A 21,569-nucleotide genomic window follows, 5' to 3' on the forward strand; every position below is an offset into this window, starting at 1 on the left:
GGAAGCGAAGGTAGTCATACACATACGGCAGAAAAGGAGAGACATATGGACGCAATCATACGGAAGAAGATTCATACGTTACTGATTTTTGATCGGGCGTTACCGGAAGATACGAATTATCCGTTGTCTGGTGCAAAAGGACTCGAAGTCGCAGATATCGTTTTTGAACAGAACATTCCATTCGGACGACTCGTAACGGATAAAGAACTCGCTCAACTGCTGAATCAAAAAGAAGCAAAGCGATACGGGATGTTGACGTTGCTTGAAGACGATGTACGTTTCAAACCGTTGTTTCAAAATCGAAAACCGACAGCTGACATGGAAGAAGAGGTCGAGGCGAAGGTACGAGAACTCGCGCATCAGTTACGTGCGATTCGGTCGCGGTGTTCCTCGCTGGAACGTCTCTTCTTGTTCGGTCGTGCGGCGCAAACCCTGTTTGACCGCGCTTTGCTTCATCTTGAAGAGGTCAATCCCCCGGCACATGAGGAAATTGCGTCCATGACGTGTTATCGTCTCCCAACGATTCGCCGAGCGACAGAGGAACAATTACAGCTTCTCCGTTACGAGTGACGGGTTGCAGACACCTCGGAATACGGTATGATAGAAGCAACAGGATTAAAAGGGGACAAAACACGATGGAAAAAAAGATTAACTTCAATATCATTTCAGATAACTCTACAGACGGTCACGGAGGATTTGGTGTCGGAACACTCAGTTTAAATAGTATGTCACCAGTCATCATTTCTCCGGAAGACGGTGAAGCTTACATCGATATGGGCGCGATGCACGCGAAAGCAGCCATCGAGAAACGCGTCAAATTCACGACGGATAAAGCCGATACGCCAAACGGTAAATTATACTGGATCGTTTGGGTGACGGTCGGTCGTAAGCCAGAAGGATTCTATTATGGTGGTGTCGCTGCCTGTGATCTGTTAGTCGATGCGGAAGCACGTCGCGGATTTAAGATTCTTGCTGATCATGTCAATAAGATGGATAAATCCCTTAAAGGACGGATCGTCGTCAATCATATGGATGAGCGTTCAAAGGAATTACTGCGTGATTTCTTACAGACACATAAACCGGAGATGTGGGAAAATGCTGACGCTGCTTTACATGAAGCGTTAGTCTAAACAAAAAGAACGTGTGCCGCGGCACACGTTCTTTTTTCATGGTCGTTTCAGCGTCAAGACGACGAGTTCTGGATGATTGAACAGACGAAACGGAAACAGGCTGTTCCCGAGACCACGACTGACGATCAGTTCCGTCTGCTGTTCCTGATAGCGACCTGCCGTCACCGCTGGAAAGAATCCTTGACCAGGGGCATACAGACCTTCCGTAAACGGCAGGCGGATCTGTCCGCCGTGGGCGTGACCGGATAAGACGAGATCAACGGAACGCTCGGCATACAAGGATTTATATTCCGGACGATGCGCAAGCAAGAGCTGAAACGCATCAGGTGACACGTCTTGCAGTGCTTGATCGAGACTTTGACGAATCCCATCCGGTTCCGACAGTCCTTCGTGCCATCGTGTCGTCGTCGGGTCATCGATACCGAGTAACGAAAACGATTGACCTTGGTATTCGATGACGCGCGATTCATTCCGGAGAACGGTTACACCTAGTTGTTCAAGCTTTGGCAAAATCGTTAGATTGAGTCGAACCTCATGATTCCCGGTGACGAAGTAGACCGGGTATCGATCGACGAGTGCTTTCATGAGTGTAAGGGCAGCTTCTTCACCGTTTCGTCTCGAGTCAATCAAATCACCAGTCATGACAATGAGGTCTGGTTCTGCCTGATTGATTTTTTTCAGTAATCGTTGTTGTTCATTACCGAACGCCTTGCCATGTAAATCTGCGACCTGCACGACACGATATTCGTTAAACGCTTCCGGTAAACGGCTGGACGTAACCGTCACCTGTGAGACATCGATGATGTTGTTTTCACGATATAAAAACCAGCTTCCTAAGGCGAGGACGCCAAGGGATAACAGCCAGCGTGTACGTTTACGCATAAGCCACCTCATTTCTTCCACTAATCATAATTCAGGATAACAAAAAAGACCTCCTTCCGTATGCGACGGAAGGAGGAAATCAATTCGATTTAAGCGTCTTGTTTTAATTCAGTTGTTTCTTTTTGTGCGTCGGGTTCATCCGACAAATCTTTGAATAGGGCGACGACCATCATCCCGACGACGAAGATGAATGGGAAAGCGGCTAATATGGCAGCAGCCTGTAACGCACCTAATCCACCAGCATATAAGAGTACAGCGGCAATCGATGACTGGACGACACCCCAAGCGAGCTTAATGCGTAAGCTTGGCATGAGACTACCACCAGACGATAGCATACCGAGAACATATGTCGCGGAGTCAGCTGAAGTGATGAAGAACGTCGTGATCAAGAAGACGGCAACGATACTGAGGAACGTTCCTAAGCCACCGAATGTCTCGAACAATGCAAACATTCCAGTTTCAACCCCTTTATCGTTGACAGTCGAGATTAGGTCGACGTTTTGGAACAGTTCGTTCCAAATCGCTGAACCACCGAAGACTGAGAACCAAAGGAGACCAAAAATCGTTGGAACGAGCATGATGCCGATGACGAACTCACGAATCGTCCGTCCTTTCGAGACACGAGCGATGAATGTTCCGACGAATGGTGACCATGAAATCCACCATGCCCAGTAGAAGATCGTCCAACCGTTGATCCACTCACGTTCATCTGGGTTGAAGGCAGATGCACGGAAACTCATGACCGGTAAGTTTTGCAGATAAGCACCCGTCGTTTGCACGAAGAGGTCCATGATGAAGCTGAATGGTCCGAGGAACATGACACCAATCATCAATAAAGTCGCTAAGACGATATTGGCATTACTGAGGCGGACGATCCCTTTGTCAAGACCAGATGCAGCACTCATCATATACAGTACCGAAACGACAGCGATGATGATGATTTGTGTCGTAAATGTGTTCGGGACACTGCTCGTCAGGAAGTTGAGTCCACCTGAGATTTGCTGCGCACCAAGACCAAGCGATGTTGCGACACCAAATGCTGTTGCAACGATTGCGAGTACTTCAACTGTTCCTTTACCAGCTGCTTCATAGCGCGGCTTCATTAGGGAAGCGACGGTATCCCCGATAGTAGCGGGACGCCCTTTACGGAATGTCGAGTAAGCAATCGCAAGCGCGACAACTGCGTATAGTGCCCAAGGGTGCAAGCCCCAGTGGAAGAATGAATAACGCATCGCAAGAGGACCGGCTTCTGTCGGGTCACTTGTTGCGATTGGTGGCGTATGGAAGTGTGTCAGTGGTTCAGAGACACCCCAGAAAACAAGCCCAATTCCCATACCAGCACTAAAGAGCATGGCGAACCAGGAAAGCAAACTGTATTCAGGACGGTCTGAATCCTTACCGAGTCGGATTGAACCGAAGCGGGAAAAAATAAGGAAGATGGCAATTAAGAGAAATGCGCTCATTCCGAGGAGATAAAGCCAACCCAAACGGTTGGAGACAAACGATTGTGCTATTGATGTGACATTTCCAAGACTAGCTGCACCGATTAGGGATTCCGGTAAGATTCCCCATATGGTAAAGAGCACACAGAAAATGACAGATACCATAAAGACTTTTGTGATCTTACTTTTTCGATTATTTTCCATTGTGTTCCACACCTTCTTTCGAATTTTACATGGTTGTTTTGAATCGAATGATAACAACGACAATAATGATTCCCCGTTTGTCCGATAACAAAACCTAATCACGCAGGTGACTACCGTAACAAACATTTGTGCGAAAAAGCAAATCGTTTGGGAAATGAAACCATAGAAACTAGCGGATTACCAGAAAGGAAAGGTGTAAAATGGCGGATCATCAAATGTTTAAAATAATTTTTAAATAATGAAAAGAAAGACGTTAATATCCTTATTTCCCGTTTTACTTAAAAACTAACGTAATGACTGATATGAGCAAATCAGAGGCGGTCTGAAATCAGATTTGATATAACAAGAGCAGTCATCATTTTGAAGGAGGCATTTCCCATGGAAAAACAACAACAAAAACAAGCGATTCTTGAAGCATTTCAATCTCGTCATGCGACAAAGGCATTTAATGGTCAAGTGATCCCAGAAGACGATTTCCGGTTCATCTTAGAAACGGCGCGTCTGTCACCGAGTTCGTTCGGATATGAGCCATGGAACATGCTCGTCATTCAAAATCCAGAAATCCGAGAAGCCTTAAAAGAAATTTCTTGGGGCGCACAAGGACAATTGCCGACAGCGAGTCACTTCGTCTTGTTCCTCGCTCGGATAGGAGAACAAATGCAGGCAGATGGTCCGCATGTCACGCAGATGATGGATTTCCTAGGTCTATCTGAAGAAGCGAAAGCCGGACGGACGAAGCGTTACGGTCTGTTTTTAGAGGAGGATTTCGCGATTGGTGATAACCCGAAAGCGATGGAAGACTGGGCAGCAAAACAAGCCTATATCGCACTTGGGAACATGATGTCGACGGCAGCACAAATCGGAATCGATTCATGCCCAATCGAAGGATTCGATCAGCAAGCCGTCGAGCAATTACTTGTCGATCGTGGACTGATCGATCGCTCTGTTTTCACGGTGCCGGTCATGGTCGCATTCGGTTACCGGGCAGACGAACCAAAACGTGAGAAGCAACGTCGTCCGCTTGATGAAATCGTGACGTTCATCGAGTAAAGACGGAAGACAAAAATTTTCGAATTATATAGAAGTTTCTTTCGAAATTCGGTATACTCGCATTTGTATGATTAAGAAGCGCCGTAAACGCCACTCGCATACGAACAACTTTTGTCTTGATGAAAGAAAGGGGTTCTATCGCAAATGGAACAAAAATTAAAGTTATGGTTCACGGAACACCAAACGGAAGATTACGGTATCACATTCCGTGTCAACCACGTTTATGAGAGCGAACAAACGGAGTTTCAACGCCTAGAGATGGTTGAAACGGACGAGTTCGGTACGATGTTGTTACTTGACGGAATGGTCATGACGACAGATAAGGACGAGTTCGTTTACCACGAGATGGTCGCGCACGTCCCATTGTTCACACACCCGAATCCAAAATCGGTTCTGGTCGTTGGTGGAGGAGATGGCGGAGTCATCCGTGAAGTCTTGAAACACCCGTCCGTCGAAAAAGCTGTTTTGGTTGAAATCGACGGAAAAGTCATCGAGTATTCGAAAAAATACCTCCCGAACATTGCAGGTGGATTGGACGATGCACGCGTCGAAGTCATCGTTGGGGATGGATTCATGCATATCGCAGAAGCAGAAAACGAGTATGATGTCATCATGGTCGACTCGACAGAACCAGTTGGTCCAGCGGTCAACTTGTTCACGAAAGGCTTCTACTCTGGTATTTCAAAAGCATTGAAAGAAGACGGCATTTTCGTCGCACAATCGGATAACCCATGGTTCACACCAGACTTGATCCGTGATGTTCAACGCGACGTCAAAGAAATCTTCCCGATCACGAAGCTCTATATCGCAAACGTTCCGACATACCCAAGTGGTCTTTGGACGTTCACGATCGGATCAAAGAAACACGATCCGCTTGCTGTTGCACCAGAGCGTTTCCACGAGATCGACACGAAGTATTACACGCCTGAGCTTCACACGGCAGCCTTCGCACTTCCGAAATTCGTTAAAGATTTGACAAACGGCTGAGCTCAATCACTATAGCACACATGAACAGAGCGGTTTCGATTTTCGAAATCGCTCTGTTGTCAGGTAAAGAGGCGTTTGCATCAGCAAGCGGCAAATGAACAGGGGGAATAGATCATGCGTTTTGATGAAGCATATTCAGGAAAAGTCTTTATCGCGAGTCAACCGACTCACGAGGATGCGAAAGGAATTTTGTACGGCATGCCGATGGACTGGACGGTCAGTTTCCGTCCGGGTTCACGATTCGGTCCGGCACGTATCCGTGAAGTCTCACTTGGTTTAGAAGAATATAGCCCGTACTTAGATGGTGACATCGCTGACGCAAAATTGTTTGACGCGGGAGATATCCCGTTACCATTCGGGAATGCTCAAAAATCACTTGATATGATTGAAGAATACGTCGATTCGTTACTGACAGCAGGCAAGTTCCCGCTCGGTATGGGCGGCGAACATTTAGTCACATGGCCGGTCGTCAAAGCGTTCGATAAACACTACGATGATTTCGTCGTGCTTCACTTTGATGCGCATACAGACTTACGCGATGAGTATGAAGGAGAGCCATTGTCGCACTCGACGCCACTTAAGAAAATCGCAAACTTGATCGGACCAGAGAACTGCTATTCATTCGGAATTCGTTCAGGTATGAAAGAAGAGTTCGAATGGGCGAAGACGTCAGGCTACAACCTCTTCAAATACGAGATCGTCGAGCCGCTTCGTCAAGTTCTTCCAACACTTGCCGGTAAAAAAGTCTACGTCACGATCGATATCGATGTTCTCGATCCGTCAGCAGCACCAGGAACAGGGACGCAAGAAATCGGTGGAGTGACAACGAAGGAATTACTTGAAGTCGTTCATATGATCGCACGAGCAGACGTTGACGTCATCGGCGCGGATTTGGTAGAAGTATGCCCAGCGTACGATCAATCCGATATGACAGCGATCGCGGCAGCAAAAGTATTACGCGAAATGATGATTGGATTCATTAAATGAAAAAGCAAAAGAGACCGGACGTGATGTCGGTCTCTTTTGTTTTGCTCAGAAGAAGAACTGAATGCCCCCGAATGCACCGAATCCGATGATTAGACTGGCAGACGTCCACTGAATGATACGTAAAGTGGGTGTCGCAAGCTGGTACTTGAGCAGGTGCGTGATGTTCGCTAGAATGACCCACCAGGCGGCAGAACCGAGAAAAATACCGATTAGAAACAAAAACGCATCCTATCCGTTCGTCATCGTTAACTCAAAGCGTGCAAACAACGCCAGGAACAGTGTGATCCATCGGGTTCAAGAATGTCAGGAGTAAGACGGACAGATAGGCACTTAACCGTGACGTGGCCGTATCAGAAATCGAGGCGTTCGAAGAAGCTTGAAACATCGACCAGCCGATGTAACGCAAAAATAGACTGCCAATCAATTGCATCCAAGATGCTTGGGTGAGTAAAGATTGCACGAGTGAAAAACCAGATAACGCAAGTATCCCGTAAGTGAAGTCTGCCGTAGCGGCTCCGAGTCCGGAAACGATGCCAGAAACTCTTCCATGTCGAAGAGTTCGTTGCATGCATAAGAGGCCGATCGGACCGACGGGGGCGGCTAAGGCAAATCCGATTCCAAAACCAGTCGTAAACATCAGTCGACCTCGGGTAACGGAAAATGGAGCGATTCCTTTTCCGTCCGCATGATGATTGTCGTTTTCGTCCGTAGGATACCTGCTAATTCTTTGATGTGGTAAGTGATGATTTCATCAAGTTGTTCTGTATCCCGACAGCGGATTTTAAGTAGGTAATCATCGTCCCCCGCGACGTGATGGCATTCCAGTACATACTCAAGTTCTTGAACTCGTTTTAGAAACGGTGCCCGATGTTCCGGTCGCTCGAGTGAAACAGCGACGAATGCAGCAAGGCGATAGTCAAAGGAGGTGGGGTCTAGCACCGTCGTCAATTGACGGATGATACCTTGCTCTTGTAAGCGTGCAACGCGTTCTGCTACAGCCGGTGCCGATAAGCCGATGTGTTGTGCAAGTGTTGACCATTTCATCCGGGCATCCCTTTTCAAAAAATTAATAATTTTTAAATCGTAGGAATCCATAATCTCTAACCTTCTTTTCTATTGTTATTTAAAATATTTTATTTTGAAAATAAAGATAAAGTCAATGTGTTTTCAAAACAAGTTCATAGCACACTGAAATCTTTACACATATACGGAAGTATCTTAAGTTTAAGATGTCACCACGAAGGAAATGTTCAGAAGTGTAAGAACATTGGTTTGAGAGCGATGTACATTTGACAATCAGAAAGGTGGAAAAAAGATGAAGAAACTCTTATCGTTTGTGACCGCTACGTTACTGTTTGCACTATTCGTGCTACCAGTAGGCGCAGCAGATGACGCAATGGTTCGTGTCATTCATGCTTCACCAGATGCTCCGGCAGTCGATATCGCGGTCGATGGCAAAAAAGCGGTATCAGGAGCAAAATTCAAAGATGTCACAGATTATCTCACACTACCAGCTGGCGAACATAAAGTAGAAGTATTCGCTGCAGGAACAACAAAAGATCCTGTGCTCTCTCAAACACTCAACGTAGAAGCTGGTAAATTCTATTCGGTCGCAGCAATCGGCAAACTAGCTGATATCAAACTTGCGGTCATGGAAGACAACGGTAAAGGCGAAGATGGAAAATCAATGGTTCGTGTCGCACACTTTGCACCAGATGCACCAGCTGTTGATGTCGCACCAAAAGGTGGAGACCCACTCTTCAGTAACCTTGAATTCTCGAAAGTCTCTGACTACGGTACACTCGATGCAGGTACGTATGACCTTGAAGTCCGTCCTGCAGGCGCAACGGATGTCGTCAAAGCACTGGATGGCGTCAAACTCGACAGTGGCAAAAACTATACAGCACTCGCAATCGGCTTACTTGAAGGCGAACCGGCATTTGAAGTCCTCTTGATCCCAGACGGTGGTGAAATGGCATCAATGCCAGAAACAGGACTTGGTGGTTCATCTGATACGGCTTCTGCTACACCATGGGCAGTCGCAGCAGCAGCTGCCTTGTTAGTAGGAACAGCGTATGTCGTCCGTCGTAAACAAAACGCTTAAGAGTAGTCTTCTTCTCTTACTCGTATTAGCCGGATGTCAATCGGGGTCACCTCCAGATGCTACAAAGCCGGAAAAACCAAAACAAACCGAAACAACGACGTCTTCTTCGTCCACGCCATCCGAAAAGGTGGACGAAGAGGCGTTCATACCAACGCGTATTACAATTCCGACGCTCGATGTGAAAGCGAACATCGAAGTCGTCGGGAAGGATAAACAAGGACGGATGGATGTTCCGAAACAGACCGATCAGGTCGCTTGGTACAAGTACGGAGCAAAAGCCGGACAAACCGGAAATGTCGTGCTAGCCGGACATTTGGATGATCAAGAAGGTCCCGCTGTTTTTTATGATTTAGCCAAGATGGAAAAAGGGCAACGGATTGAAGTGACGGGAAAAGCAGGACAACAGGTATCATACGTGGTGACGAACGTCATGTCCTATCCTGTTGATGAAGCACCTGTCGGATCAATCTTCGGTGCAACCGTCATGAATAAACTGACACTCATTTCATGTGTTGGTACGTTTTCAGAATCAAAAGGATACGATCAGCGTCTTGTCGTCACAGCAGAACAAGACGAGTAAAGTAAAATAGGCAATTCTTATTTCGGTTAAAACCGAGAATAAGAATTGCCTATTTTTTAATGTGTTTCGGAAGCAGCGACAAGATCCGTCGTCAATGTCGTCAAGCCTTGCGTCGTCTTACTGAGACCTTGGATCGTCTCGACGATTTGCCCGAGGTTTTCTTTGTTGCGTCCAAACAAGGTGAGGGAATTCTCCATTTCACTCTTAACGGTTTGAATTCCTTGTTTCACTTGTTGCAATTCTTGCTGAGATGCGGTGTTGGCACGTGTGATGTCTTCCATCTGAGAAACGAGTTGTGTGATATTACCATTGTTCTTTTGAATCAGACCGTTGATACTGCTACTCAACGATTTCGCATTCTCGGCAAGGTTTCGAACTTCGGTCGCGACGACAGCAAATCCTTTACCGTGTTCACCGGCACGTGCTGCTTCAATCGAAGCATTCAACGCGAGTAAGTTCGTCTGATTGGCGATTGCTTCGATGCTTTGCGTCATCTGGACGATGTCATCCGACGTTGTCTTCAATTCATGGATGCTTTCAAGCGAAGTACCGACTTGTTGTGTCGATTGAGCGAATTGTTGCTCCATCTGTTGCATCTGTCGTTCGTTGGCAATCGTCATTTGGACGAGTTGCTGACTCGTCTGCTCTGTCTGAGCTGTTTCTGCTAATACTTGTGAGGCACGACGGCTCGTCTCAATGATGGCATGATCCGTGTGCTCGACGGAACTTGCAACTTCTTGACTGACACGAACGACGTCTGTCAAAAGTTGACGACGCGACTCGTTCGCTGCTGTCACTTCATGAAGACGAGAATCGACATACTGGCTCGTCACGATTTGAGCATCTAAGTTCATCGCATGTGTCAAGGCGAGTACGGCTGTCGTCAGTTGCGCTGGGTCATGCTGATAATGTTCAACGATTTTTGGAATCAACAACGTCTGAAACGCAGCATACGAAGCGATGAACCAAGTGACGGGAACGAAGTTATGTTTATGCGTCTGTCCCATCCGTGTCCGCATCGCGAGAAACGACTCGTCCATGTTTCCTGTCAGTAGACTCGTGAAATAGTCGGCGAAAACTTTCTTCAGTCGTTCGCGTGTCGATGATTGTTTCGCGATCGTTGCCATCTCTGGATTTAAGAGAAGGTGATCGAGAACTTGTTCAAGGACCTCATCTAAAATCCCTTGAACGACAGGTGCCATCGATTTAAGTGTCTGTAGCTGTTCTTCTGTATATCCCATGTATACGAGACGGGATGTGAGATCAGGATCTGCCGTCTTTGTGATGAGACGGGAATCAGGAAAGCCGATGGTAGCTTGATAAGCCGAAGTAGTCTTACTTTTAAAAGGGTTACGCACGTAGTTGCCTCCAATACTCAAGATGTGAATAAAATGATGTCTGTTTCTTATCGGTTCATCTTGACGAAGCGATACTGATTTTCGAAAAAAAGACGAGAATATTGAAAAACATTGACCGGAAACAAAAAAACTCATGGCAAGTGCCATGAGGAGAATAGAAAAAGAACAGGATTAGACCGGTTGATCTTCCTGAAATGCTTTTTTAGCGTCCACGATCGAGCGCATTCGTTGAACGCAAGCTTGAACGAATTGAATGTCAATGGAGGTGAAACGGGTGACAGGTCCACGAGCTGACTCGGCACTGAATGTGAAGGTTCCGAGATTCCAAAGTTCGATTTTAAATCGTTTTCCTTTGTTGTCGTCGAAGTGTTCTACGAATTCGATTTTCGGTACCATACGAACCCCTCCTTACTCCGTACATTCCCGCTTTTCAAAAAAAAAAAAAGCCAAACTGCGTGTTAGAAGCAGTTTGGCATGAAAATTTAAGCAGTCGGTACATCGTAGCCGATTTCTTCGATCGCATCGACGAGACGTTCACGAGGAACATCCTCGTGCTGGACTGTAACCTGGTTTTGTTCGAGTGAGACAGTTGCCTGTTGGACACCTTCGACTTCAGATAGAGCGGATTCGACACTCGCTTTACAGTGATTGCATGTCATACCGATGACAGATAACGTTGTTTCTTTCATGATGAAGTTCCTCCTTCAGATAGTGGGGTACGTTTTAATCGTAACGCATTCGTCACGACAGAGACAGAGCTGAATGCCATCGCGGCACCCGCAAGCCATGGGGCAAGCAGACCGAGAAAAGCGACCGGAATGCCAATCGTATTGTAGCCAAGTGCGAAGACGAGATTTTGACGAATGTTTTTCATCGTCTGCTCACTCAGCTCGATCGCAAGTAAAACTTGTTTTAAGTCGTGTCCAAGCAACGTCACGTCGGCTGCTTCAAGAGCGACATCCGTTCCGCTACCGAGCGCGATGCCGACATCCGCTGTTACGAGAGCAGGGGCATCATTGATACCGTCTCCGACCATCGCGACACGTTTCGTTTGTTGAAGTGACTGAATGACATCTGCCTTTTCAATCGGCAAAACGTCAGCAAAGACGAACGCTGGATCCAGTCCCAGTTCTGTTGCTAAATGATCGGCGACTTCCCGGCGGTCACCGGTCAAGAGATATACTTCTTTTGTCTGGCGCAAACGCTGGATCGTTTCTTTCGCTGAATCTTTTAGCGCGTCACGGATGGCGTATCCGGCCGCGACTTCTCCATCGACAGCGACGTATACGAGAGTCGCTCCAGGTGATGTCCAATCAGGAAGAACGATGTTTCGTTCCTGCATCATTCGCGCCGATCCGACGATGAGATCATGTCCCATGATTTGTCCCGTGATCCCACGTCCTGATTCGACGTGGAACCGTTCGATATCAAAGACGACATCCCGTTCTGCTGTGATGGCGCGAGCAAGAGGGTGTTCCGATTGCCGTTCAAGCGCAGCAGCGAAATCGAGCGCTGTCTCCGTACCGAACGTTTCGACGACGACAGGGCGACCGACTGTCAGTGTTCCGGTCTTATCAAAGACGACAGCATCGACATGTTGGAGATTTTCGAGTTGAGCGCCTCCTTTAAAGAGAATACCTCGTTCTGCCCCTTTTCCGGTTCCGACCATGATCGAAGTCGGTGTCGCAAGTCCGAGTGCACATGGACAAGCGATGACGAGCACCGCGATGGCAGGACGAATCGCTTCCGCAAAGGATCCACTGATCATCCACCAAGCGGCTAATGTCAGAAGCGCGATGGCGACGACGATTGGCACGAACACACCAGAAATCCGATCGGCTTGTCGTTGAATCGGTGCTTTTTCAGTCTGCGCTTGTTCGACGACGCGAATGATTTGTGAAAGAACCGTCGCTTGTCCGATCTTTGTCGCTTCGACTTGTAAAGATCCGTTCGTATTCAGCGTACCACCAATGACGGATGCCCCAACCGTTTTATGAACAGGCGCAGATTCACCGGTTAACATCGATTCATCGAGATACGCGTCGCCTGCACGAATGACACCATCTGTCGGAATTTTGTTCCCAGGTTTTACGAGTAAGATCATCCCGGTTTGAATCGCATCGATGGAGACCGTTCGTTCCTGTCCGTCCTCTAAGATGACGGCTTCCTTTGCTTGTAGGGAGAGCAGACTTTTAATTGCTCCCGTCGTCTGTTGTTTCGCACGGTCTTCAAGGACCTTGCCGAGCAAGACGAGTGTAATCAGAATCGCACTCGTCTCAAAGTAGAGATGCGGCATATCAGAGACGAGTAGCATTTCAGCAACGGAATAAAAGTAAGCTGCCGATGTTCCGAGTGCAACGAGAACGTCCATGTTGGCGCTACCGCTCCGTAAACTTTTATAGGCCCCACTATAGAAGGGCGCTCCGATGATGAATTGAACCGGTGTCGCTAAAGCAAACTGTAGCCACGGATTCATCAAGAATGGAAGGTGGAACGGACTGTTTGGAATATGCGTCAGCATGCTCGCGAGCAACGGTAACGATAGAATGGCCGCGATTATAAAGCGATACAGCATCCGGCGATTCGATTTTGTTGCGTGTGGTGCTTGTTTGACCGTTGCCCCGTAGCCGATTTTTCGGATTTTTTCGATGATCGCTTGATCGTCATAGGCATCAGAAATCGAGACACGAGCGGTTTCAAGCGGCAAGTTGACCGTTGCTTCAACCCCGTCCATCCGGTTGAGGACTTTTTCAATCCGGGCGGAGCAGGCGGCACACGTCATGCCTTCAATATCAAACTCAATCGTTTTTGACATCAGAAAACCCTCCTTACTTTTTCAATCGAGCGATGACCGACATCAATTCATCGACGTAAGCGTCCGTACTATCTTGACGGGTGGCGACTTCATGCATGCACATCTTAACGTGGCGTTCGATGATTTGTAGTTCGACTTGTCTTAGTGCTGCTTGGATTGATGCCGTTTGCGTCAAAATGTCGATACAATACCGATCTTCAGTGACCATATTAGCAATCCCGCGGACTTGTCCTTCGATGCGCTTCAATCGCTTCATCAACGCATCTTGTTCTTCATTCGTTCGTGGAACGACGGGGTGATCGTGTGTCATAGTCGTGCCTCCTTTGGTGATTTTGTTGTTATCTTTACTCTAACATATAGGTATGGGGGGTACCAGTATATAGCTTAAGAAATAAAAAAAGCAGTCGCGAGAGGCGACTGCTTTTGCACTTACTGATTGGAAACTTGTGGTTTGACGATCGTTTCGTTCAATGAGCGTTGATCGCTGATGATGTCTTCAGCTTGTGTCGCCCGTTTAATGAAGAAGGCAAGGACGAATGCTAGACCAGCGATGAACGTCGAGATGAAGAACGCATAGTTGATTCCGTCAAGCGTCGCTTGCATCGTAATCTGCTGTTTCAGAGCAGCAGCCGCTTCAGCTGTCGGTTGACTCGTCATGTTCTTCGCCGCTTCAGCCGCGAGTTCTGTCCCACGCGTCTTGGCATGCGTCGACATGATCGTTACGAGCAAGGCGGTTCCGATCGCACCGGATACTTGTTGCAACGTATTGTTCATCGCTGTTCCGTGTGGATAGTAGCGCGTTGGTAACTGGTTCAAACCATTCGTCGAGACTGGCATCATGACCATTGACATCCCGAACATCCGTAACGAATACAGGACGATCAGATGTGTATACGTCGTATCCATCTCAAGCTGACTGAAGTAGTAACTGGTAACGACTGTGATGAACAAACCAGTCAACGCAAGAGGACGTCCACCGATCTTATCAAACAGTTTCCCGTTGATTGGTGACATGACGGCCATCAAGATTGCCCCTGGTAATAGCATGAGACCCGCATCAAGTGGTGAGATACCGCGAATCGTCTGGACATAAATCGGAAGCAATAACATCCCAGAGAACATCGCCATCGTGACGACCATCGAGATGGCAGAAGACAAGGCGAACATCGGGTAACGATAAATCTTGAAGTTGAGCATCGGACGTTCCATATAGAGCTGACGGTAAATGAATGTCACGAGTGCGATGACTCCGACGATCAGCGCTCCATATACGTGGAAGCTATCCCAACCTTTAGAGCCAGCTGAGCTGAATCCATACAGTAAGCCACCGAAACCAAGTGACGAAAGTGCCACGGAAGCGAGATCAATCCGAGTGGCAGACCGCTCCTTGACGTCACGAAGTAAGAAGAAACCAGCAACGAGCACGATCAAGGCGATTGGTGTGATGAAGTGGAACAACATCCGCCAATCATAGTGCTCGATGATCCAACCAGACAACGTCGGTCCGATCGCTGGAGCCCCCATCATGATTAATCCGAAGAAGCCCATCGCAGTCCCACGTTTTTCAATCGGGAAACTGACGAGCATGACGTTCATCAGTAACGGCATCATGATTGCAGAACCAGATGCTTGAATCATCCGTCCTGCGAGTAGCACAGGAAAGACTTCCGCGAAGCCGGCAAGAATCGTTCCGGCCGAGAAGAGCGTCATCGCGAGTAAGAAGAGGCGACGAACCGAATATTTTTGAATCAAGAATGCAGATGTCGGAATCAAGACACCGTTGACGAGCATGAAACCAGTCGACAGCCATTGAGCAGTCGATGGTTCAATCGCAAGATCCTTCATGATCGAAGGCAGGGCGATGTTGAGCAATGTATTATTTAAGAAAGCAATGAATGCCCCGATCATCAAAACGGCGAGAATGCCGTAAGGAGCTCGAGCTGTGTGAGTTGCACTTTGTTGCATGAATATCCTCCTAACTAAACTAACGGTACATATTTCTATACGGTCGTTCTATCTGTAGTTTATCTTAATCCGATTTAGTTCGAATTACAAATAATAATAGCTAAGAAAGATAATTTTATTTTTTATGTAAGATTGAAAGCGTTTTTCTAGTGAAGTAAACAAAAAAGCGCAATCCTTCTCGTGAAAGAAAAATTGCGCTTCGTCTTCAGTTTGAAACTGCCGGAGGCTTGTTTCATAGCTAGCATTACTGGACGTTTGTTTCAAGTGCATCTTTCGTGATGTCGTAATGAGAGGCTGTCCAGACCGATTTACCGTCTTGAATGAATAAGACTTGTGGTGACTCGTGTCGAACGCTGTAATGTTCGGCGATATGGTTCGATAACGTCCGAGCTTCTTGGACGAAAAGATACGCCGTTGGAACAGACGTTTCATCCGCGAACTTCGTATACTCCGAGAAGCCTGCGGCACTAATCGGACATGTCGTGCTGTGTTTGCAAATCACGAACGCAGTATGTTCGGACGCAAATTGATCAAAATCAGAAATAGATTGCAGCTTACGTGGTTGTGTCATGTATCTCACCCTCCATACGTCCGGAGACGTTCACTTAACTTTAGATTTTCCCGGTAATCGACCGGACAGTCAATCAAAACGGGTCCATCACTCGCAAATGCTTGGTCAAGACAATGTGCGAGAGAGCCGTGTTCACCGACACGGAGACCGAGTGCGCCGAAGGCATGAGCGAGTTGAACGAGGTCTGGATTGTCAAACGTGATGTAGGACGACCGCCCAAACGCTTGTTGTTGTTTCCATTCAATCAGGCCATAGGTTCCGTCACGCCAAATCAATACGACAAGTGGAAGCTTCAGACGAACGGCGGTTTCAAGATCTTGTCCATTCATCAAAAAGGCACCATCTCCAGCGGCACAGACGATTCGCCGGTCCGGATATAACAGCTTGGCTGCGAGCGCACTCGATAAACCATAGCCCATCGAAGCAAATCCGTTGGAAATGAATAACTGATTCGGACGTGTCGTTTGATAATGACGAGCGAGCCAGACTTTGTGTGCGCCAACGTCCGAGAAGACCATGCCATCCTCGCCGACAGTTCGTTCGAGTTCACGAACGATACTTTGAGGATGTAAAGGCAAGGCAAACGAGTACGTTTCTTGAATCTCGTCGCGTAATTTATCGCGATCTTGTTGCCAGTCGTTCCACGCACGCTCGGGCAGTAAAGGAGTCAATACAGTCAGCATATCGACGAGTGGTCCGACTAGGTTTGCGACGACCGGATAATAGGCATCGATTTCGTGAGGATTCGTATCCAAATGGACGATTGGTGTCTTTTTCGGATTCCATTTTTGCGGAGGTAACTCAGTAATATCGTAGCCGACCGTGATGATGAGGTCACTCGCATCGAGAATCCGCTGGTTGTAATCGACGTCTGGTAAACCGATCGTGTGTGCAGCAAGCGGATGGTGCGAAGAAATCGCTCCTTTTCCCATCATCGTCTCGACGACGGGAGCTTGGAGCTTTTCGACGAATGCTCGAAACGCATCGAGTGCTTGTTGTCGATGAATACCAAATCCAGCAATGATGACGGGACGTTTTGCGCGCTCAATCAGACGTAAGGCATCGGGATCATCAATCGTCAAGGAATGGAGATGCGTTGGTGTACTGTCCTGCTGTAGGGGTGTCGCTGCTTGATCACGTTCTTGTTTTGCAATGTCTTCTGGAAAAGAAATATGGGTTGCCCCTGGTTTTTCGCTTTTTGCTGCCGCGAAGGCACGTCGAACGATTTCCGGAATGACCTCCGCTGACAGAACGGACGTACTGGACTTCGTGACCGGACGATAGAGGTCTACGAGATCAAACATTTGATGCGATGCTTTGTGTTGCCGTGCTGTCGCGCCTTGACCTGTGATCGCAACGACAGGGGAGTGATCCATCGTCGCACTTGCAATACCGGTCATCATGTTGGTCGCACCGGGACCAAGCGTCGATAGGCAGACACCCGGTCGCCCACTCAGGCGACCGAACATCGCTGCCATGAACGCAGCGTTCGTTTCGTGACGTGTCGTGATGAACGTGATCGATGAACGACTGAGTGATTCGAGCAATGTAATATTTTCCTCACCGGGAACACCGAAGATATGCGTGACGCCCTCTGCCTCTAAACATTGGACGAACCAATCCGCCGCGTTCACGCTAGTCCACCGATGGAAATGTACTTCGTCTCGAGATACGCTTCGAGTCCTTCACTGCCACCTTCGCGCCCAAGACCGGATTGTTTCATTCCACCAAATGGTGCTTGCGCAGCGGAAGGTACGCCGTCATTCCAGCCGACGATTCCGTAATCAAGCCCTTCGATTGCACGAATCGCACGCGCGTAATCCTTCGTAAAGACGTATGAAGCGAGACCGAACGGTGTCTGGTTGGCGTAACGAACTGCTTCCTCATCAGAACTGACACGCTGGACGGGAGCAACAGGTCCGAACGTCTCCTCGTTCATGATCAGCATGCCGGGTTTTACGTCTGCGAGAACGGTTGCTTCGTAATAATAGACATCGTTCTCGTCATCCGTCGTTCCTGTTCCGCCCGTGACGACTCGCGCACCAGCAGATGTCGCATCGTCAACATGCTTTTTGACTTTATCGTAACCCGCCTTATTGATCATCGGTCCAATCTTCGTCTCAGCATCCAAACCATTTCCGGTCTTCAGCTTCGCTGTCTCTTGCCCGAGTTTTTCAACGAACGTGTCATAGATTGAGTCGGATACGTAAATCCGGTTTCCACAGACGCACGTTTGTCCGCCATTACGGAATTTCGACTTAATCGTCTCAGCGACAGCTAAATCGAGATCACAGTCATCAAAGACGAGAATCGGGGCATGTCCGCCGAGTTCGAGCGACATCGCCTTGATCGTCTCTGCTCCCTGAGCCATCAGCGTCCGTCCGACTTCGGTTGAACCAGTGAAGGTGATCTTATCGACATGTGGATGTGTCGCGAGTGATTCACCGAGTGCTTTCCCACTCCCTGTAACGGCATTGACGACGCCTTCTGGAATCCCGACTTCCTGACAGAGTTCAAGAAGACGAAGCGCGGTAAGCGGAGTCGCTGTTGGTGGTTTGATGACGAACGTACATCCGGCGACGAGTGCTGGAGCAAGCTTTCGGGTAATCATGGCAGCCGGGAAATTCCATGGTGTGATCGCAGCAACGACACCAACCGGCTGTTTGATGACTTGAAGTCGTTTAGAAGCATCATGCGTTGGAATGACACGTCCATAAGCGCGTTTTCCTTCCTCTGCAAACCATTTGACGAAGTTTGCGGCATACTGCACTTCACCTTCTGATTCAGCAAGCGGTTTCCCCATTTCAAGCGTCATCAGGCGAGCCAGTTCGTCTTTTTTCTCAATCATCTTCGCATATAACTTCTCGAGAAGTTCGGCACGTTCGTAGACTGTCCGTTTCGACCAATCAGGAAATGCCTTCCGTGCTGCTTCTACTGCGTCGTTGACGTCTGATTTTGTTCCGTTTGGTACACTACCGACGACTTCTCCAGTAGCTGGATTCGTAACATCCGTCCGTTCTCGTCCATGATCTAGCCATTGTCCACCAATAAAGAATTGTCCCTTCATCTTGAAAATCCCCCTTTTTTACATGCATTGGTAAGGGTATACCCGAACGAAGAAAAAAAGATTCACTTTCGGAAGGAAAGGTTATGCAAAAGGGTAGAAATCGACCGATAAACAGTGTAGGATAATTCAGTAAATGTAATGTAAAACAATCTGAAATATTCAGTGTGAACGAAGAGTGACAACCGTTGATGTGAAATGGTGGAATCACCCCCGAAACATTGACTTTAAAAGTGGATTTGATAAGATAAAGGTAGAGGAATTGCGCAATCGGTTGCGCTATATGTATAGAAGTTAACTGACTGATGAAAATAACACCCCAAAGACTGACCTACGAGAGGATTCACGACACATGACACAAATGATACCGCGCCCTGAAACGGCCCAACAAACAATTACACGAGCTTGGTGGAAAGAAGCAGTTGCTTACCAAATCTATCCACGCAGCTTTTACGATGCAAACAACGATGGAATCGGCGATATTCCGGGTATCATCGCAAAACTGGATTATTTGAAGGATCTTGGCGTCGACGTTCTTTGGATTTGCCCAATGTTCAAGTCACCGAACGACGATAACGGATATGACATTAGTGATTATGAAGACATCATGGATGAGTTTGGTACGATGGCGGACTTCGATCTTTTAATGGAAGAAGCGCACAAGCGTGACATCAAGGTCTTGCTTGATCTCGTCGTCAACCACACATCGGATGAACACCCGTGGTTCCTTGAATCACGTTCATCAAAAGACAATGATAAACGCGATTGGTACATCTGGAAAGATGCCGTCAATGGTGGAGAACCGAACAACTGGGAAAGTATTTTCGGTGGATCAGCATGGGAATATGATGAAAAGACAGAGCAGTACTTCCTGCACGTCTTCTCGCGTCGTCAACCAGACTTGAATTGGCAAAACCGCGACATGCGTCAAGCTGTCTATACGATGATCAACTGGTGGCTCGATAAAGGCATCGACGGTTTCCGAATCGATGCAATTAGTCACATCAACAAGGATCAATCATTCGCTGATCTCCCGAACCCGCTCGGTATGCCGTATGTTCCGTCATTCGACATGCATATGAACGTCGAAGGCATCCATGCGTATCTCGAAGAGTTGAAGGATGAGACATTCTCGAAATACGATATCATGACAGTCGGAGAAGCAAATGGCGTCACGCCGGAAGAAGCAGATCTCTGGGTCGGAGAAGAGAATGGCAAGATGAACATGGTCTTCCAGTTCGAGCACATGGATCTCTGGCGTGCCGATGCAGAAAAAGGCGTCGACGTCGTCAAACTGAAACAAGTGCTGACGAAATGGCAAAAAGGACTTGAAGCAACAGGTTGGAATGCCTTGTACCTCGAAAACCACGATAAGGTTCGTTCGGTCTCTCTTTGGGGTGACGAGGAACAGTACTGGAAAGAGAGCGCGAAGTCGCTTGCGATGATGTACTTCTTCATGCAAGGCACGCCGTTCATCTATCAAGGACAAGAGATCGGGATGACGAACGTTCAATTCCCGGATATCTCGGATTATGATGATGTCGCGACAAAAAATATGTATGAGATGCAACTTGCTTCCGGGAAAACACATGAGGAAATCATGGAAGTCATCTGGAACTCGTCCCGTGATAACTCACGCACACCAATGCAGTGGACGAATGAGCAAAACGGTGGCTTCTCGAATCAATCTCCATGGTTTGGTGTCAATCCGAACTACGCGGATATCAACGTCGCGTCGCAAGAACAAGATGAAGATTCGATCTTGAACTTCTACAAACGAATGATCCAAATCCGTAAGATGGAAGAGACGTTGATTTACGGTGCGTACGATCTCATCTTACCGGAAGATACGAAAGTCTACGCGTATACACGGACGTTTGGTGACGAACAATTCTTGATCGTTACGAACTTAAAAGGCGAAACAGCAGAAATCGATACGGACATCATCTTGCACTCGGATAATATGTTGCTTGGCAACTATCCGACGATGCACCACGAAGGAACAGAACTCGTCCTTCGTCCATTCGAAGCTCGTCTGTACCGTGTGCGCTAATATGTTTTGAACGGATTCGGAGTACATCGAATACGTTTGAGACTGAAGATAAGTGCAATTGTTCTCTAACGAGAAGGATTGCGCTTTTTTTGTTCGTCTCGCATCGTTTTCCTGGGACAAGCATCGCGCCGCTTCGCTTCGCTGCAGGGTCGCTCTTGCTTGTTTTTCCCTAGGAGGCGATGTCGAGTGAACAAAACGCTTCTCTGATTGTTCTTTCGATGTAAAAAAATGACACGTTACACGCCACTCCTACAGGAAAAAGCGCAATTTTGCGCTGTCAGAGACAAACAAGACCCGTTTTCCTGCTCGAATGGAGCGGGAAAACTGGCTTGTGTCTCGCCTGAGGAAAGGGCGTGAAAAGGTGCGTCATTTTTTTG

At 47.7% G+C, this 21,569-nt stretch carries 22 protein-coding genes; 8 read left to right on the forward strand and 14 right to left on the reverse strand.

All coding sequences use genetic code 11. From position 1 onward, the window contains the following. Positions 1–45: 45 nt before the first annotated feature. Positions 46–570 carry a hypothetical protein gene (locus AYO36_RS11660; RefSeq protein ID WP_064300510.1) on the forward strand — a complete coding sequence of 175 codons (525 nt, stop codon included), beginning with the start codon at positions 46–48 and terminating at the stop codon, positions 568–570. Positions 571–635: 65 nt separating this feature from the next. Beyond that, positions 636–1,130 (forward strand): YwhD family protein, encoded by a 495-nt coding sequence (locus tag AYO36_RS11665; RefSeq protein WP_058265480.1) that lies wholly within the window; start codon positions 636–638, stop codon positions 1,128–1,130. 36 nt (positions 1,131–1,166) lie between these two features. On the opposite strand, the gene AYO36_RS11670 is transcribed toward AYO36_RS11665, so the two are convergent. Both AYO36_RS11670 and AYO36_RS11675 read right to left on the reverse strand, forming a co-directional pair. After that, entirely contained in the window at positions 1,167–2,012 is an 846-nt protein-coding gene (locus tag AYO36_RS11670; RefSeq protein WP_064300511.1) for a metallophosphoesterase, read from the reverse strand. An 89-nt stretch (positions 2,013–2,101) separates the two neighbouring features. Next, a complete protein-coding gene (locus tag AYO36_RS11675) occupies positions 2,102–3,658 on the reverse strand; it encodes a BCCT family transporter (protein WP_064300512.1) in 1,557 nt (518 codons plus the stop codon). Between the two features lie 378 nt (positions 3,659–4,036). Here AYO36_RS11675 and AYO36_RS11680 point away from each other — a divergent pair, with 378 nt between their 5' ends. From AYO36_RS11680 to speB, 3 genes are all read left to right on the forward strand, one after another. Beyond that, a complete protein-coding gene (locus tag AYO36_RS11680) occupies positions 4,037–4,708 on the forward strand; it encodes an NAD(P)H-dependent oxidoreductase (protein ID WP_064300513.1) in 672 nt (223 codons plus the stop codon). Positions 4,709–4,852: 144 nt separating this feature from the next. After that, a complete protein-coding gene (speE, locus tag AYO36_RS11685; protein ID WP_023466799.1) occupies positions 4,853–5,695 on the forward strand; it encodes a polyamine aminopropyltransferase in 843 nt (280 codons plus the stop codon). 114 nt (positions 5,696–5,809) lie between these two features. Continuing rightward, on the forward strand, positions 5,810–6,682 hold the full coding sequence (speB, locus tag AYO36_RS11690) for an agmatinase (protein WP_023466800.1): 873 nt from the start codon (positions 5,810–5,812) through the stop codon (positions 6,680–6,682). 45 nt (positions 6,683–6,727) lie between these two features. Here speB and AYO36_RS16800 read toward each other — a convergent pair whose 3' ends face one another. The 3 genes from AYO36_RS16800 to AYO36_RS11700 are packed head-to-tail and all read right to left on the reverse strand — an operon-like array spanning position 6,728 to position 7,777. Then, positions 6,728–6,901, reverse strand: coding sequence for a hypothetical protein (locus AYO36_RS16800; protein WP_156501856.1), 174 nt, complete (start codon positions 6,899–6,901; stop codon positions 6,728–6,730). Between the two features lie 31 nt (positions 6,902–6,932). Then, a complete protein-coding gene (locus AYO36_RS11695) occupies positions 6,933–7,319 on the reverse strand; it encodes a LysE family translocator (RefSeq protein ID WP_082874239.1) in 387 nt (128 codons plus the stop codon). Next, positions 7,319–7,777 carry an Lrp/AsnC family transcriptional regulator gene (locus tag AYO36_RS11700; RefSeq protein WP_050677294.1) on the reverse strand — a complete coding sequence of 153 codons (459 nt, stop codon included), beginning with the start codon at positions 7,775–7,777 and terminating at the stop codon, positions 7,319–7,321. The genes AYO36_RS11695 and AYO36_RS11700 overlap by 1 nt, the downstream gene beginning before the upstream one ends. Before the next feature lie 220 nt (positions 7,778–7,997). Between AYO36_RS11700 and AYO36_RS11705 the strand changes: the two genes are divergently transcribed. Together AYO36_RS11705 and AYO36_RS11710 are read left to right on the forward strand one after the other, a co-directional pair. Then, positions 7,998–8,786, forward strand: coding sequence for a DUF4397 domain-containing protein (locus tag AYO36_RS11705; protein WP_023466804.1), 789 nt, complete (start codon positions 7,998–8,000; stop codon positions 8,784–8,786). After that, the gene (locus AYO36_RS11710) at positions 8,758–9,366 is read left to right on the forward strand and encodes a class F sortase (protein WP_064300515.1); all 609 of its coding nucleotides are present in this window, start codon (positions 8,758–8,760) and stop codon (positions 9,364–9,366) included. The genes AYO36_RS11705 and AYO36_RS11710 overlap by 29 nt, the downstream gene beginning before the upstream one ends. A 56-nt stretch (positions 9,367–9,422) precedes the next feature. Here the strand turns inward: AYO36_RS11710 and AYO36_RS11715 are convergent, their stop codons facing one another. The 9 genes from AYO36_RS11715 to AYO36_RS11755 all read right to left on the reverse strand — a co-directional run bounded on the left by AYO36_RS11715 (position 9,423) and on the right by AYO36_RS11755 (position 19,142). Continuing rightward, positions 9,423–10,724, reverse strand: coding sequence for a globin-coupled sensor protein (locus tag AYO36_RS11715; RefSeq protein WP_029343217.1), 1,302 nt, complete (start codon positions 10,722–10,724; stop codon positions 9,423–9,425). Positions 10,725–10,895: 171 nt separating this feature from the next. Beyond that, positions 10,896–11,120: a hypothetical protein gene (locus AYO36_RS11720; protein WP_023466807.1), complete on the reverse strand. Its 225-nt coding sequence runs from the start codon at positions 11,118–11,120 to the stop codon at positions 10,896–10,898. Between the two features lie 86 nt (positions 11,121–11,206). Next, complete coding sequence (locus AYO36_RS11725) at positions 11,207–11,413, reverse strand: cation transporter (protein WP_035399161.1); 207 nt, start codon at positions 11,411–11,413, stop codon at positions 11,207–11,209. Then, on the reverse strand, positions 11,410–13,539 hold the full coding sequence (locus AYO36_RS11730; protein WP_064300516.1) for a heavy metal translocating P-type ATPase: 2,130 nt from the start codon (positions 13,537–13,539) through the stop codon (positions 11,410–11,412). The genes AYO36_RS11725 and AYO36_RS11730 overlap by 4 nt, the downstream gene beginning before the upstream one ends. A gap of 13 nt (positions 13,540–13,552) precedes the next feature. Beyond that, positions 13,553–13,849 (reverse strand): metal-sensitive transcriptional regulator, encoded by a 297-nt coding sequence (locus AYO36_RS11735; protein WP_058713463.1) that lies wholly within the window; start codon positions 13,847–13,849, stop codon positions 13,553–13,555. Between the two features lie 119 nt (positions 13,850–13,968). Then, positions 13,969–15,504, reverse strand: coding sequence for a DHA2 family efflux MFS transporter permease subunit (locus tag AYO36_RS11740; protein WP_064300517.1), 1,536 nt, complete (start codon positions 15,502–15,504; stop codon positions 13,969–13,971). Between the two features lie 244 nt (positions 15,505–15,748). Then, positions 15,749–16,075, reverse strand: coding sequence for a bacillithiol system redox-active protein YtxJ (gene ytxJ / locus AYO36_RS11745; RefSeq protein WP_029343222.1), 327 nt, complete (start codon positions 16,073–16,075; stop codon positions 15,749–15,751). Between the two features lie 5 nt (positions 16,076–16,080). Further along, positions 16,081–17,709, reverse strand: a complete 1,629-nt coding sequence (locus AYO36_RS11750; RefSeq protein WP_064300518.1) for an acetolactate synthase large subunit — start codon at positions 17,707–17,709, stop codon at positions 16,081–16,083. Then, positions 17,706–19,142: an NAD-dependent succinate-semialdehyde dehydrogenase gene (locus tag AYO36_RS11755; RefSeq protein ID WP_064300519.1), complete on the reverse strand. Its 1,437-nt coding sequence runs from the start codon at positions 19,140–19,142 to the stop codon at positions 17,706–17,708. Before AYO36_RS11755 ends, AYO36_RS11750 begins: the two co-directional genes overlap by 4 nt. A gap of 349 nt (positions 19,143–19,491) precedes the next feature. Here AYO36_RS11755 and AYO36_RS11760 point away from each other — a divergent pair, with 349 nt between their 5' ends. After that, positions 19,492–21,192, forward strand: a complete 1,701-nt coding sequence (locus AYO36_RS11760; RefSeq protein ID WP_064300520.1) for a glycoside hydrolase family 13 protein — start codon at positions 19,492–19,494, stop codon at positions 21,190–21,192. The last annotated feature ends 377 nt before the right edge of the window (positions 21,193–21,569 follow it).

Origin of the sequence: Exiguobacterium sp. KKBO11 (assembly GCF_001644945.1) — a bacterium.
GTDB lineage: Bacteria > Bacillota > Bacilli > Exiguobacteriales > Exiguobacteriaceae > Exiguobacterium_A > Exiguobacterium_A abrahamii.

Coding starts and splice junctions, on each gene's coding strand:
- AYO36_RS11730 (WP_064300516.1), bottom strand. CDS start 13,539: ATGTCAAAAACGATTGAGTTTGATATTGAAGGCATGACGTGTGCCGCC.
- speE (WP_023466799.1), top strand. CDS start 4,853: ATGGAACAAAAATTAAAGTTATGGTTCACGGAACACCAAACGGAAGAT.
- AYO36_RS11710 (WP_064300515.1), top strand. CDS start 8,758: ATGTCGTCCGTCGTAAACAAAACGCTTAAGAGTAGTCTTCTTCTCTTA.
- AYO36_RS11660 (WP_064300510.1), top strand. CDS start 46: ATGGACGCAATCATACGGAAGAAGATTCATACGTTACTGATTTTTGAT.
- AYO36_RS11680 (WP_064300513.1), top strand. CDS start 4,037: ATGGAAAAACAACAACAAAAACAAGCGATTCTTGAAGCATTTCAATCT.
- speB (WP_023466800.1), top strand. CDS start 5,810: ATGCGTTTTGATGAAGCATATTCAGGAAAAGTCTTTATCGCGAGTCAA.
- AYO36_RS11665 (WP_058265480.1), top strand. CDS start 636: ATGGAAAAAAAGATTAACTTCAATATCATTTCAGATAACTCTACAGAC.
- AYO36_RS11720 (WP_023466807.1), bottom strand. CDS start 11,120: ATGGTACCGAAAATCGAATTCGTAGAACACTTCGACGACAACAAAGGA.
- AYO36_RS11700 (WP_050677294.1), bottom strand. CDS start 7,777: ATGGATTCCTACGATTTAAAAATTATTAATTTTTTGAAAAGGGATGCC.
- AYO36_RS11705 (WP_023466804.1), top strand. CDS start 7,998: ATGAAGAAACTCTTATCGTTTGTGACCGCTACGTTACTGTTTGCACTA.
- AYO36_RS11760 (WP_064300520.1), top strand. CDS start 19,492: ATGACACAAATGATACCGCGCCCTGAAACGGCCCAACAAACAATTACA.
- AYO36_RS11740 (WP_064300517.1), bottom strand. CDS start 15,504: ATGCAACAAAGTGCAACTCACACAGCTCGAGCTCCTTACGGCATTCTC.
- AYO36_RS11670 (WP_064300511.1), bottom strand. CDS start 2,012: ATGCGTAAACGTACACGCTGGCTGTTATCCCTTGGCGTCCTCGCCTTA.
- ytxJ (WP_029343222.1), bottom strand. CDS start 16,075: ATGACACAACCACGTAAGCTGCAATCTATTTCTGATTTTGATCAATTT.
- AYO36_RS11735 (WP_058713463.1), bottom strand. CDS start 13,849: ATGACACACGATCACCCCGTCGTTCCACGAACGAATGAAGAACAAGAT.
- AYO36_RS11755 (WP_064300519.1), bottom strand. CDS start 19,142: ATGAAGGGACAATTCTTTATTGGTGGACAATGGCTAGATCATGGACGA.
- AYO36_RS11695 (WP_082874239.1), bottom strand. CDS start 7,319: ATGTTTACGACTGGTTTTGGAATCGGATTTGCCTTAGCCGCCCCCGTC.
- AYO36_RS11725 (WP_035399161.1), bottom strand. CDS start 11,413: ATGAAAGAAACAACGTTATCTGTCATCGGTATGACATGCAATCACTGT.
- AYO36_RS11675 (WP_064300512.1), bottom strand. CDS start 3,658: ATGGAAAATAATCGAAAAAGTAAGATCACAAAAGTCTTTATGGTATCT.